The sequence below is a fragment of the Geobacter argillaceus genome (assembly GCF_007830735.1).
Classification (GTDB): Bacteria; Desulfobacterota; Desulfuromonadia; order Geobacterales; family DSM-12255; genus Geomobilibacter; species Geomobilibacter argillaceus.
The window spans coordinates 20,632-33,314 of the sequence record NZ_VLLN01000036.1 but is presented as its reverse complement, the minus strand read 5'-3'; the positions used below and the strand labels follow the sequence as shown (position 1 = coordinate 33,314).

Annotated in this window: 12 protein-coding genes; all 12 read right to left on the bottom strand. The window is 57.5% G+C overall.

Annotated elements, in window-relative coordinates:
* Positions 1-262 (bottom strand): helix-turn-helix domain-containing protein (locus tag JN12_RS18735; protein WP_170242072.1); only part of this gene is annotated, 262 nt, incomplete at its 3' end.
* Between the two features lie 296 nt (positions 263-558).
* A complete protein-coding gene (locus JN12_RS18730) occupies positions 559-1,308 on the bottom strand; it encodes an SDR family NAD(P)-dependent oxidoreductase (protein WP_145025634.1) in 750 nt (249 codons plus the stop codon).
* A gap of 30 nt (positions 1,309-1,338) precedes the next feature.
* Positions 1,339-2,085, bottom strand: a complete 747-nt coding sequence (locus JN12_RS18725; RefSeq protein WP_145025632.1) for an SDR family NAD(P)-dependent oxidoreductase — start codon at positions 2,083-2,085, stop codon at positions 1,339-1,341.
* 49 nt (positions 2,086-2,134) lie between these two features.
* Entirely contained in the window at positions 2,135-3,307 is a 1,173-nt protein-coding gene (locus tag JN12_RS18720) for a thiolase family protein (RefSeq protein WP_145025630.1), read from the bottom strand.
* 40 nt (positions 3,308-3,347) lie between these two features.
* Entirely contained in the window at positions 3,348-3,794 is a 447-nt protein-coding gene (locus JN12_RS18715) for a Zn-ribbon domain-containing OB-fold protein (protein ID WP_145025628.1), read from the bottom strand.
* Positions 3,795-3,878: 84 nt separating this feature from the next.
* The gene (locus tag JN12_RS18710; protein WP_145025626.1) at positions 3,879-5,840 is read right to left on the bottom strand and encodes a heterodisulfide reductase-related iron-sulfur binding cluster; all 1,962 of its coding nucleotides are present in this window, start codon (positions 5,838-5,840) and stop codon (positions 3,879-3,881) included.
* Between the two features lies 1 nt (position 5,841).
* Positions 5,842-6,729 carry an electron transfer flavoprotein subunit alpha/FixB family protein gene (locus JN12_RS18705; protein WP_145025624.1) on the bottom strand — a complete coding sequence of 296 codons (888 nt, stop codon included), beginning with the start codon at positions 6,727-6,729 and terminating at the stop codon, positions 5,842-5,844.
* Positions 6,726-7,481: an electron transfer flavoprotein subunit beta/FixA family protein gene (locus JN12_RS18700; RefSeq protein WP_145025622.1), complete on the bottom strand. Its 756-nt coding sequence runs from the start codon at positions 7,479-7,481 to the stop codon at positions 6,726-6,728. The genes JN12_RS18705 and JN12_RS18700 overlap by 4 nt, the downstream gene beginning before the upstream one ends.
* Positions 7,482-7,646: 165 nt before the next feature.
* On the bottom strand, positions 7,647-8,417 hold the full coding sequence (locus tag JN12_RS18695; RefSeq protein ID WP_145025620.1) for an enoyl-CoA hydratase/isomerase family protein: 771 nt from the start codon (positions 8,415-8,417) through the stop codon (positions 7,647-7,649).
* Between the two features lie 48 nt (positions 8,418-8,465).
* Positions 8,466-9,698, bottom strand: a complete 1,233-nt coding sequence (locus JN12_RS18690; protein ID WP_145025618.1) for an acyl-CoA dehydrogenase family protein — start codon at positions 9,696-9,698, stop codon at positions 8,466-8,468.
* An 87-nt stretch (positions 9,699-9,785) separates the two neighbouring features.
* Positions 9,786-11,015 carry a CoA transferase gene (locus tag JN12_RS18685; RefSeq protein WP_145025616.1) on the bottom strand — a complete coding sequence of 410 codons (1,230 nt, stop codon included), beginning with the start codon at positions 11,013-11,015 and terminating at the stop codon, positions 9,786-9,788.
* Positions 10,999-12,237 (bottom strand): CaiB/BaiF CoA transferase family protein, encoded by a 1,239-nt coding sequence (locus JN12_RS18680; RefSeq protein ID WP_145025614.1) that lies wholly within the window; start codon positions 12,235-12,237, stop codon positions 10,999-11,001. The genes JN12_RS18685 and JN12_RS18680 overlap by 17 nt, the downstream gene beginning before the upstream one ends.
* Between the last annotated feature and the right edge of the window lie 446 nt (positions 12,238-12,683).

The following is a 12,683-nucleotide window of genomic DNA, read 5'->3' as shown; positions in this document are numbered from 1 at the left end:
TCTCCCGCTGTTTCCGCTCAAGTGCAGCTTCGAGGCCATCTTCTACAAAACGCTTCTTCAGGTGTTCAATTGTCCGACTACTCACACCAAGTGCCTCTGCAGTATCAGCAACACTCCAGCCTGGACCATTATCACCGGCATCAGAAAGCAACAAGGCACGGGCGTGGACAAACCGCCTTGCGTGGGTCTTTCCACGCTTGGTTAAGGCTTCAAGATCTTTACGCTCCTGCTCGGTAAGTGTTACTCGGTATCTTGGCGACATGGTGGCCTCCTTGAATGAGTTACGCCAGTATGCCATATACCGCAATTAAACGAAATATTAAATGTTAAGTGGTACTAGTGACCTTCGTCGTCCTAAAAATTGACGACGACCACACACAAACGAACTGCCTCATCGTTTGTGACATGTGCGGCACCCTCCGGAATAACTAAGCACCCGCTTTCAATTCAACAGAGGAACTAATGCTCCATGCCGTTTAGTACTGATTGGAGAAGAAATGTCAGTTTGTTCAAGCTCACTTTCAGCAATTATTGCCTGTCTGTTTTGGCTACGGAAAGCTACCCTGCAAACAAACTCCGCCCGCCGCACACATAAAAAACCTGACCGGTGATGAACGAGGCGTCATCGTCAACGAAAAAGAGGATCGCATTGGCAATATCGTCATCCTCGCCGATCTTGCCGGTAGGCTGCTTGGCGAGAAATGCCGACCGATTCTTTTCAGGCAGCTCGTCCCACATGGGCGTATGGATGAGCCCGGGGGCTATGCAGTTCACGGTAACCCCCTTCCTGCCGAGCTCCAGGGCCAGGGTCCTGGTAAGGCCCACCAGGCCTGCCTTGGCTGACGCATAGGGCGCCTGCCCTGCTCCCCCCAGCCATGCACGCGAAGCAATGTTGATGATCCGTCCGCCCCCCTTCTCCACCATGTAGCCATGCACGGCCTGGCTGCAGAGAAATGCACCCTTGAGATTGACGTTCACGGTGACATCCCAGTCCTTCTCGCTGAGATTTCTCAGTGCGCCCGCCTTCTCCATCCCGGCGTTGTTCACCAGGATGTCCACCGAGCCGAATCTCTCCACCGCCTCCTTCACCATCTCCGCAACGGCTGAGGCATTGCAGATGTCGGCAACCTTCCCCATTACCTCAAACCCTTGCGCTCTGAATTCCTGGACAGTCTGCTCGACCTTTTCGGGAACGATATCGTTGATGACGATCTTCACCCCCCTTTCCGCCAGCCGCTGTGCCGTTTTCTTCCCCATGCCGCTTGCCGACCCGGTTATCAATGCTACCTTGCCCTGTAAACCCGCCATGATGTTCCTCCTCACTAGCTTCCACAATGTCTATGCGGACATTGACGAATAGATGCTTTTCCCGCCGCACACGATAAGGTTCTGGCCGGTGACGTATCCGCTCGTGCCGGCTGCGAAGTACGCTGCGGCATAGGCGATGTCATCGGGCCTCCCCAGACGCTGCACCGGCAACCGCGCGGCACTCTGTTCTTCTGCCTCTGCGGAGAGTACATTTTCCGACGTCTTGAGATCGCCCTTCAGAATCTGATTGACCGTAATGCCGTCTTTTGCGAGCTCAAGGGCAAAGGAGCGGGTCAACCCGAAGATGGCAGACTTTGACGCACAGTAGTTAGACTGATTCGGTGTACCAAGATAGTCGAGACTGCCGACATTCACAATCCGGCCGTAGTTCCTTTTCCTCATGACCGGAATCACGTTAAGGCAAAAGGAGACCAGCGGGGTTATGTTGTCCTTCAGGGAGCGCTCCCAGGTCTCAACACTGCTTTCAGAGATCGGCACGCCGTCTTTATGGTCGATGTTGTTGACGAGGATATCTATTGAGCCATATTTCTTGACAACTGCGTCCACTACGGTCTTGACCGCACCGGAATTTGCACAGTCCGCGGCAATGCACTCCGCTTCAGAGCCTGCCGCTGCTACCTTGCCGGCAATCTCATCCAGTTTCTGCCGGTCGGAGTCAATCAGAACCAGTCTCGCCCCAAGCTTGGCGAATCTGATGCTCATTGCTCCTCCTATATCGTTTGCCGCGCCTACGATCAGTGCTGTTCTGTCTTTCATGACTACATCTCCTTGCTCTTGCTGAGAATATATGAACCAGACTCCTCTCCTACCACCCCTTTACCAGCATGTGCATGGTGCAGGCAGCATGCTCGGTGCCGGAAAGCCCACCGCCCGTGACGTGGGACATGGCAACCTTTGGCGTCGGGCCGACCTGGTGCCCGCCGCACTCCCCACGCAACTGCTTTACGTTCTGGGCAATCTGGGCGGCCCCGGAGGCGCCGATCGGGTGACCGTAGGAGAGCATCCCGCCCCGAGGGCTGACAACGCACTGGCCGCCATAGGTTGACTGCCCGTCGCGCAGGAACTTTAGCCCATCACCCTTATTGCAGAGCCCCATACACTCATAGTAAAGGAGTTCCGCAATGGTAAAGGCGTCGTGCAGCTCAAGAATGTTGACCTCTTTGGGACCGATACCTGATTCTTCATACAGCTTTTCGGACGTGGTCTCGGTGATGTCGTCACCGGTAATATCCCTGGGCCTGTTATGATAGGGGCCGGACTCCACGACCACACCGGCAACTTTCACCGGCTTGGCTATCCCCAGCTTTTTCATCATCTCCTTCGACCCGACCACCACCGCGGCCGCACCATCGGCAATACCGCAACACTGCTGGAGCGTCATGGGATAGGCGACCATACGCGAGTTAACAACTTCCTCAACCGTGATCGCCCCCTTGAACCAGGCATGGGGGTTATGGGTGGCATGCTTGCGGTTCTTTACCGTGATCATCGCCAGATCCTCGATAGTGGCGCCGGTCTCGTGCATGTACCGTGTCGCCCGCATGGCATATTTCCCGGTCATTACCGCGCCATGCATCGTTTCTATATCCGACTGGGCGGCACTGAACGCTGCTCCGCTCTGGCGGTGCATGGTGTGATTCTCGCAGCCAACCCCCATCGAGAGGTCGGTCAAGCCGGTGGCAACGTCCTTGATGGCACAGAAGACGGCCATGGCTCCGGCCGAGCAGGCGCTTTGCACATTGATGATCGGCAGCTTCGGGCCACACATGCCCAGGCCGCGAAATACGGTCTGCCCCGTGACCATGTCATTGAAGCCGTTACCGACATAGGCACTCTGGACCATATCGGGGCGATCAATATTGGAGCTCTTCATGGCCTGAAAAGCAGCTTCCCTCCCGAGGCCGTCAAAATCGATTGTATGTTTGCCAAACCTGGTTTCACCGACACCTGCTATATAAACTTCACGCTGTAATTTCATGGATACATCTCCTGTCTATCTCTCTAGTGATTAACAATGGTCACGCCGCAATCTTCTTGAACTTGTAACTCATGATCGGAAGATTATCGCTGTTCATCCTGATCGGTCCGATGGTCAGCTCGACATCCTCGTCACAGCGATACGTACCGACGTCTCCCTCCAGTTGAGCGAAAACCCTCAGATTTTCAGGCAGGTCCACATAGGCGAATATATACGGTGTAGCCAACCCCGGCTGGCCGATATAGATATCGGAAAAGCTGTAGACCTTGCCTCTGCGGGACAAGGGCACCACCTCAAATTCCTCCCCCCAGCAACCGGTGCAGAGTGTAACCTTGAAATCCAGTTGGCCGCATTTCTTGCAACGATATCCTTTGAGGTAGGGCGAACTGCCGTCCGCCGGTACTTCAAGGATGTCCGGATGGAAAAACGTGATGTCCGGTTCCTTTTCCTTCACCTTTTTCTTCGGGGCATCTTCTTGGTTTGCCATGTCGTTCCTCCTTTTATTCCGTTCAATGTTCTTATCTCTGGCCAAGCAACCGAACACACCTGTTCAATCGCAAGGATTATCCATTTATGCTTCCATCTGACTGCAGACCAGCTCCGCTATGTCTTTCACCATCTGCTCTTCCGTAAACTTCTTCAGGCCGTCGGTCAGCATCAGCATGCAGAACGGGCAGGCTGTGGCAATCGTCTGCGCGCCCGTATCCAGGGCCTCTTTGGCCCGGGTCTGATTGATCCGGGTTCCTTCCTCCTCGGTCCAGTAATTCCCCCCGCCGGCACCGCAGCAGAAGCTTTCGCATCCCGATCTCGGCATCTCAACCAGCTGTCCCACCGACGAGACCACCTGACGGGGATCGGACAGCACATTGTTGTGCCTGCCCAGATAGCACGGGTCGTGGTAGCAGATGGTCTGTCTGCTGTTCGCAAGCCGTATCGTCCCGGCATCGATCAGGTTGCGCAGGAGCACCGCGTGGGGTATGACGTTGAATTTCGCACCCAGCAAGGGGTAATGGCGGGTAAAGCTGTTGAAGCAGTGGGGGCACAGGGTGATGACCTTGGTCACCCCCAGCTCGTCGAACTCTTCAATGTTCTGGCCGGCAATCTCGGTAAACAGGAATTCGTTGCCCATCTGTTTTGCCGGGTCGCCGGTGCAGCGGTTCTCTTCCAAGATGCCAAACGACGCGCCGGCGTTCTTGAGGATGGCAACCATGGCCCGGGCGATATTTTGCGTTCGCTCTTCATAGGCGACCGAACAGCCGATCCAGAGGAGATACTCGGTCGTGTCCTTCTCATAGAACGGGACCTCCAGCCCCTTTCGCCAGTCGTTCGGGCCGAAGCCGGTGCCGACGAAGGGGTGATGCCGAGCCTCCAGGCTCCGGTGTGCCTGGCCCATGATGTCGGGTATCTCCGAGCGCTCCATGAGCAGGTGCTGTCGCATCCTGAGGATTGCATTGGGCTGGTTCACCGACACGGGGCAGGCCTCCATGCAGGCGGCGCAGGTGGTGCAGCTGTAGATGGTATCGGTGGAAATGGTCTCGAGGAGCGAATCGTCGTCCATCCGCCCCTGCTGCAGATATTCGGCAAGGGTGACCATGACCCCCTTGGGAGAAAGATGTTTACCGGTCTGGGCCGCAGGGCAGACCTCGTGACACCGCCCGCACTGCAGGCAGGTGGAGATATCCAGCAGGTTCTTCCGGCTGAAATCGGCCAGCTTGCTCACCCCCAGGCTAGGCGTCTCTTCTCCTTCGCCCTCGAAGGCCTCGAAATCGATGACCCCCATCTTGGGGCCGGGGACCGGTATGTCGAGCCCGGCGTTGGCAGGTGCCAGCACCAGATGGACCAGGGGGGAAAAGGGGATGTAGGCGATCAGGGCGAGGGCGATCAGACCGTGAGTCCACCAGAGGCACCGATGGATTGCGGGGAGTGCTCCGTTGCCGGCCAGCTGCGCTGCCAACCAGTTGCCGACGAACGAGCCGGGATCGGCACCGGTCTGGGCGATCCTTGCCCCCTCGATGAGGAAGCCGGTCACGATGATGGCGACAATCACCGCCTCGATCAGGATAAAGGCGGAGTTGGCCTTGAAGCAGGTCAACCGTTCAGGCGGAAAGAGCCGCCGTAGGAGGAACAGTACCCCGGCCAGGGCCGCCACCCCGGCGGCGTCGAGGAATGCGCCCATGAACAGGCGGTTGAACTCCCCCTTGAATACGGGGATGCCGAACAGCACATTGGCAAACACCAGCACGGTCCCCACCGTCAGTACGACCATCCCCCAGAACAGCAGGCCGTGGGCAATGCCGGTGAACAGTTTCCTGTAGATACGGGTCCCAACAATCCCCCGGGTAAGGAAGGACCGCAGATAGAGAGGTCCCAGCTTCAGTGCGTCCAGGGTCAGGCCCAGTCTGATGCTCGCTTTCCCTTGCCGGATGCGGCACCAGTGGCGATAGATCCCGTACCCGAAGACAGCCATTGCCGGCAGGGACAGGAGGTCGATCAAGAGGCCGTAGCTGATATTCCAATAGGGGACCCGTTCCATCTCAGCCATTCTCCTTGAGGGCGTTGATCAGGGCCGGCACCGCCTTTTTGTAGTCGCCCACGATGCCGAACCTGGCCCGCTTGAAGATGTTCGCTTCATTGTCCTTGTTGATGGCAACGACGCACTTGGCGTTGGAAATGCCCGCCAGGTGCTGGCTTGCGCCGGACACGCCAACAGCGAAATAGACGTTCGGCGCCACGATCTTGCCGGTCTGGCCGATCTGGGCACCGGGCGGCATCCACCCTTCGTCCACCGCGCCCCGTGATGCCCCGACTGCCCCTTTCAACAGTCCGGCCATGTCGTTGAGGATGGTGAAGTTGTCACCGGTACCGATCCCTCTCCCGCCGGTAACGATCACCTCGGCGTCTTCAAGGGGAATACCCTGGCGCTCCTCGTCGATTTCCTCCAACAGCGCTATCCTCTGCGGTCCTGCCGGCAGGTCGACGGTCTCTACCGTACCTTCCAGGACTGCTGCCTCGAAGTATTTGCGCTTGATGGTCAGCACCAGCGGCCCGGATGCCACCTGGTAGCGGGCAACCGCCTTTGAGCCGTAGAGGGACCGTTCTATGGTCAGGTCAGGGGCAATGCCGGTTACTTCGGAAAGGATCGGGGCACCCAGGCTGACCGCCAGGGGGCCGGCGAGTCCGCTCCCGATGGCGGTCGTGCTGAGGAGGATCAGTTCATACCCTTCCCTGCGGATGAGGTCGGCCAGACCCGATCCGATATTTGCCCCCAGGGTATCGGGAACCCGATAGGCCTTGCCGTAGCTCCCCGCCAGCTCGCCGGAACCCAGCACGACAACGTCCGGGGTCGCACAGAACAGCCGGCCGACGGTAACCAACTCGCCGAGGATCTTGGGATTGGCCGTTTCAATGATCAGCGTTTTCATAGGAACCGTTCCTCCTTGAGCCTTCTCAGCAGCACACGAACAGCATCATCCATATCCTCGGCCGGTATCAGTTCGCAGACCGATTCCATCTTCGGGATGGTGACCGACAGCTCGGAAATGCTCATTTTCTGGGACCCGATCTCGGCCAGCTTTTCCACGGGCTTCTTCTTGGCGGCAAAGATCGCCTTCACTGCCGGAATCCGGGGGACGTTCTCGGGAACGCTGGTGATGGAGAGGACCCCTTTGCCGGTCAGCTTCATCAGCCGCTTTCCGGTCTCCGTGATCTGGGCGATCTTCCACCCCCCATCCACGTTCTCCACGCTGCAGGCCTGGGGTACGAACGGGTAATCGAGCATGCCGGCCAAGAGGCCGGGTACGACACCCCGGTCCATGTCCGAGGATTGGCGGCCCGCCAGGACCAGATCCACGCTCCCCTGCCGGTCGATGGCATCCTTCAGGTTGGCGGCGATCACGTACGGGTCGTCCGAGCTCCCCTCGACGAGGACGATCTTGTCGGCTCCCATGGCAAGGGCCTTTCTGAGGAACTGGACATCCTCGCTCAGGCCATAGGAGACAACCGTCAACTCGGCGTCATGCCTTTCCTTCAACTGCACGCCGAGTTCGACGGCATTTTCATCGTACAGCCCGATCATCCTCGTGTACCGGGGATGCGCCCTGTTCTCCACCAGTTCGAAGTCCGCCGACGGGACTTCGTAATCCGGTACCACTTTCGCCAAGACGACTATCTGCATGATCTGACTCCTTGGCAGGTTGCTGAAAACCAGCCATCTCGCCGCCGTCCTCGAAAGCTTCCTTGTGCGGCGTAGCGCTGCTACACCTCCGCGGAGCTTTCTGCGGGTGCGACGATCTGACTGCTTTTGAGCAACCTGAGTTATCTGATAGCTCCCGTTCCGGAACTACCTGCCCCGATACTGTGGTGCCCTCTTCTCGGCAAAGGCCGTGAAACCTTCTTTCCGGTCTTCCGTGTCCCGCAGGATTCCCCACAACAGGTACGAGAAGTCGATGGCATGCTGCAGCGGCATATCCCTTCCCATGACCGCTGCCTGTTTTGCGGCCATGACACTCAAGGGGGCATTGCCCGCTATTTTCTCCGCATACTTCCTGGCCAGCTCCATCAGTTGGTCCGGCTCCGCTACATCGCTGACCAGACCGACCCTGAGCGCTTCGGCGGAATCGATCAGTTCACCGGTCAGGAGCATCTTCATTGCTACTGCCTGGGGGATGGCCCGCGGCAGACACTGCGTGCCGTTCAGGCCGGCAAGGCTCGCCACCTTTGTCTCGGTCAGGCCGAACTTCGCCGTTGTGCTGCAGATCCTCAGGTCACACGCCAGGGCCATTTCCAGGCCTCCGCCGATGGCGAACCCGTTGATGCAGGCGATGATCGGCTTCCACATCTTCATGTGCGGAATGATCGGCTGCCCTTCCTTGTAGTAGAGCGCGGCCATGCATTCATCAGGGACCTTTGCCTTTTTCATGTCCGTTCCGGTGCAGAAGGCCTTTTCCCCGGCCCCGGTCAGCACCGCTACCCGGATGTCGGGGTTATTTTTCACCTCCGCCCAGATTTCCGCCAGGCGCACCAGGGCCTCGGGATCCAGCGCATTCATGGCGTCGGGCCGGTTCAGCGTGATGTAGGCGACATTCCCCTCTTGTTTGAAATCAACTCCCATTGCTTCCTCCTGATATCCCTTGTCTCGATATTTGGTCGTTCGTTAGTGTTAATCCTCGTCACTGGAAACGATGAACGGGTTGTACGGCTTTTTCTCCTTCAACAGCTGCCGGGCAATCAGCCAGCGATGGATCTCGGACGGGCCTTCCACGATGCGCCAGATCCGTACATGCCGCGCCACATATTCGATCCCCAGTTCATGCGCAACGCCCAGGCCCCCGTGAATCTGGATGGCCCGGTCAGCCACCTTGGTCAACATCTCGGTCGCCGCCACCTTGACGCTCGCCCCTTCGATCCGCAGGTCCTTGTGCCCCTGATCCGATTTCCAGGCTGTGTAGTAGAGCATCCAGCGGACCTGCTCCAGTTCCATGGTGGAGTCGGCGATCCAGTTCTGGATGGTGCCCCGGTCGGCCAGCGGCTGGCCGAAGGTAACGCGGGTGTTGGCCTGGTCGATCATCATCTGGATCAGCCGCTCCGCCATGCCGGTGCAGCTGGAGGCCAGCTCGATCCGGCGGACACCGAACCGATTCTGAAGCGGGATGAACGCCTTGCCCACCTCGCCGAGGATGGAGTCGTCATCCACCTCCACATCCTCCAGGATCAGGTCCCAGGTCGGCATGGGGCCGATGACGGGGATCTCCTTGCCTATCCTTACTCCCGGGTGCTCCCGGTCGATGAGAAACGCCGTGAACCGGTCCTTTGTTGCGGCAGCAGGGTCGGTGACAGCGATAACGATGAAAAAGACGTTGTCATAGTCGCATTTGCTGATAAATGACTTGGTCCCGTTGATGATCCACTTGCTACCCTTTTTCACCGCCTTGGTCTTCAGACCGCTGACGTCCGACCCGGCACCCGGTTCGGTGCAGGCCATGGCTGAATCGACATCGCCGTTGCAGTACGGTACGAAGTACTTCTCCCGCTGCCTGGGGCCGCAGCACTCGTGCAGGTAGTACAGGTTGGGGGCGTCCGGCGGGAGGGTGAAGCCGTGGTTGGAGAAACCGACCAGACTTTTGGAGAGTTCTTCCACCACCAGGGTCTTCGCCAGCATCCCGAGTCCCTGGCCGCCGAACTCTTCGTCCACTTCGAGGCCCCAGAAGCCGAGCTCCTGGGATTTCTTCAGCAGCCTTTTGTGATCTTCTTCAGGGATAAGGTGGCCGGGCTTAGTCCAGAGTGAAAGCTCACGCTCCAGCAGGGTCTTTTCCAGCGGCATCAGTTCACGCTTGACGAACTCCCGCATCGACTCTTTGAGCATCATGTATTCTTCGGGTATGCTGAAATCCATGGTCTTCTCCTGGTGGTTTAGTATTCGTGACGGCTGCCGCGCCGCTCCGTCGACGCGCCAGCCGTCACGGATTGAGGTTGAAGGCCGCTATACGAGCACCTTTTCCTCGCTGAGCGTCGCGATCTCTTCGTCCGTATAGTCGAGCATCCCCTTCAGCACATCCCTGGTATGCTGACCCAGTAACGGGGCGGCCGTTTCCATCCGCAGCGGGGTCTTGGAAAAGCGGATAGGCGCCCGGTTGTACAAGGTGTTTCCCATGACCGGATGATCCAGGTATGACCAGAACTCCCGCGTCCTTAAGTGCTCGTCCTCGATGGCCCCCCGCGCGTCGTTGACCACCCCGGCCCTGACCCCGTTTCTGAGCAGCTCGTTCATGATCCAGTCCGCGTGCAGTCCCGTTGTCCATGCCTCGATATGGTCGTTCAGTTCCTGCTCGTTTTCTTTGCGGCTCTGCAGCGAGCCGAACTTCTCGTCCGCGGCCCAGGCGGGGTTGCCCATCACCTTCTTGAGCGCCCGCCATTCGTCCTCACTGAACACGGCAATGGCGACCCATCTCCGGTAACCGAGGGCAGTGAACAGGCCGTGGGGCGCCGCATCGGGATCGCCGAACCCCGCCGGCCCCAGCATGTCCCCATTGGCCGCGTAGGCCATGGCACTCGTTGGGGCCATGCTGATGGCGGATGTCAGCTGGGAGATGGCTACGGTCTGCCCTTTCCCGGTCTTCTCCCGGTCGAGCAGGGCGGCCATGATGCCAAAGAGCGTGTGGCTGGGGGCCATGACATGGTCGGTATAGTTCGTGCCGGTTCCGAAAGGGCGTTCGCCCGGGAAGCAGGCCCGGTCTGTCAACCCGCACAGTGCGTTCAGGTTGACCCCGAACCCCATGTAGCTCTTCTGCGGTCCGGTTTCCCCCTGCAGGCTCATGGTGACGTAGATGATCCGCGGGTTGATCTTCCGGACATCCTCCCAGCCGAGACCCCACTTCTCCATCTGTCCCACGCGGAAGTTGTTGATGACGATGTCGCTCTTCCTGATCAGGCGAACGGCGACGGCCCGGGCCTTGGGATGGCTCATGTCCAGCGCAATCCCTTTCTTGTTGGGATTACGGTTGGCAAAATAGCCGCTTCGCTCCAACCCCTCGTTGATCCCGTCTTTGAAGGGGCCACCTGTTCTCAGGAGATCCGGCCGGTTCCTGCTCTCTATCTTGATGACCTCGGCACCGCACTGGCCGAGAACGTTCGTGGCGATCGGACCCGCCCCTACCCAGGAAAAGTCGCACACCACAATCCCTTCGAGGGCTTTTCTAAGATTTGGCAACATAAACGACCCCCTCCTTGTCAAGCGCATCGATTTCATGGCCGCTGAAGCCGCATTCGCCAAGCAGTTCGGCCGTGTGCTGGCCAAAGGTGGGGGCTGAATCCCCCAGGCGCCATTCAAGACTCCCGAACTCGTAGGGGGCACCGGGACAGACCACTTCGCCCCCGACGGGCTCGTGATACAGCCGCCTCCAGAAGTCGTGATAGTTCAGCTGGGGGTTCTCCAGGAGGTCTTTGCCGTTGCTCACCGGACTGATGGCGACCCGATGGGCCTGCCCGGCATCATAGAGATACTGCTTGGTGTGCTTCATGCTGAACCGTTCGAATATGCGGCAGAACAGGTCGTATCCCTCCTTGGATTCCCGGTAGGCCGCGTTGATCCAGTTGTCGTTGTCAAAGGCCTCCCACTCTTCCACACCTTCCGCCTTCATCCATTCGATGAACGGCTCCCACATGACCTTGTTCCTGCCCATGATGGCGACAATGGCCACAAAACCATCCTTACAGGGATGAATCGTGGCCGAGCCTGCCTCCCGACCTCGCCCTCGTCTCAGCGTACCTTCGAGATCCCAGCATTGGGCAGCAGTCTCCAGGGCCATGCCAACCGCCTCCATGCAGGAGACATCGACAAACTGGCCGATGCCGGTTCTCTGGGCAAACAGTGCGGCAATCGAACTCCCGACAGCAGCATATACTTCAGCCATTCTGTAGGCCTGATTGTCACAGGGCCGTACCGGCTTGTCGTTATCGACGCCTGCCAGATACAAAAAACCTCCAAGCGCAGAGCAGGTCAGGTCTGATCCCGGATACGCGCTGTACGGTCCGAAGTGACCGAACGGCGTAATGGAGGTTTGTACCAATTTGGGATTTACCGCACTCAAGACATCAAAGGAAAGACCCAGTCCATCGAGATAGCCAGGGGTAAAGCTTTCAAACAGAATATCCGCATCCTTACACAGCTTGACAAATACTTCCTTCCCTCTTTCACTTTCAATATCCAGAACCATTCCACGTTTACCGGCGTTATAATAAATAAATTGCAAACTTCTTTCTTTACCAGCCACATTGTTATAGAAAGGCCTGATTGATCGTAATGGATCACCAGACATCGGTTCAAGGTGAATGACATCGGCGCCGAGACCTGCATACAGTTTTGCCGCATAAGGCCCAAGCTCTCCGGTGAAGTCCAATATGCGTAAATACGATAATGGCTCAGATTCTTTCACTGAATGCTCTCCCTGTATCTCATTATTGCCATCAGTCAGCTTATCTATCGTATGGATATGTCAATCTTTATGGACACAACACCCAATACGTACCCATCCCGGTTGTCTGTAACTTCATCGTTCTGTATCTGTCCATAAGCACGGCATATGCCAAACGACGTTTTGGTTTTTCAAGAGCGACATTTGCGCCAAGTACCAACGTCTCTCACCAAACAGGAAACCACTTACCAAACAGGACATTACGATAAGGAATGAGCCATTCAAAAACCTAACATAATATTATTTTAATAATTAAGGCGCGGATACGCTACGAATGCGCGTATTGTGGGTAAAATGGTGAAGAAGAGACAAAACCTATTGATATTTTGAAATCAATCGCGAGGAAACGTGACAGGCAGGCGTAAAGAGAAGGCGTGACGCAAGGTGCAATCGAAGTTTCATTATTT

Excerpts from the sequence above, each read along its gene's own strand:
- JN12_RS18730 (WP_145025634.1), bottom strand. The coding sequence starts at position 1,308 with ATGGCGGGTTTACAGGGCAAGGTAGCATTGATAACCGGGTCGGCAAGC.
- JN12_RS18725 (WP_145025632.1), bottom strand. The coding sequence starts at position 2,085 with ATGAAAGACAGAACAGCACTGATCGTAGGCGCGGCAAACGATATAGGA.
- JN12_RS18720 (WP_145025630.1), bottom strand. The coding sequence starts at position 3,307 with ATGAAATTACAGCGTGAAGTTTATATAGCAGGTGTCGGTGAAACCAGG.
- JN12_RS18715 (WP_145025628.1), bottom strand. The coding sequence starts at position 3,794 with ATGGCAAACCAAGAAGATGCCCCGAAGAAAAAGGTGAAGGAAAAGGAA.
- JN12_RS18710 (WP_145025626.1), bottom strand. The coding sequence starts at position 5,840 with ATGGAACGGGTCCCCTATTGGAATATCAGCTACGGCCTCTTGATCGAC.
- JN12_RS18705 (WP_145025624.1), bottom strand. The coding sequence starts at position 6,729 with ATGAAAACGCTGATCATTGAAACGGCCAATCCCAAGATCCTCGGCGAG.
- JN12_RS18700 (WP_145025622.1), bottom strand. The coding sequence starts at position 7,481 with ATGCAGATAGTCGTCTTGGCGAAAGTGGTACCGGATTACGAAGTCCCG.
- JN12_RS18695 (WP_145025620.1), bottom strand. The coding sequence starts at position 8,417 with ATGGGAGTTGATTTCAAACAAGAGGGGAATGTCGCCTACATCACGCTG.
- JN12_RS18690 (WP_145025618.1), bottom strand. The coding sequence starts at position 9,698 with ATGGATTTCAGCATACCCGAAGAATACATGATGCTCAAAGAGTCGATG.
- JN12_RS18685 (WP_145025616.1), bottom strand. The coding sequence starts at position 11,015 with ATGTTGCCAAATCTTAGAAAAGCCCTCGAAGGGATTGTGGTGTGCGAC.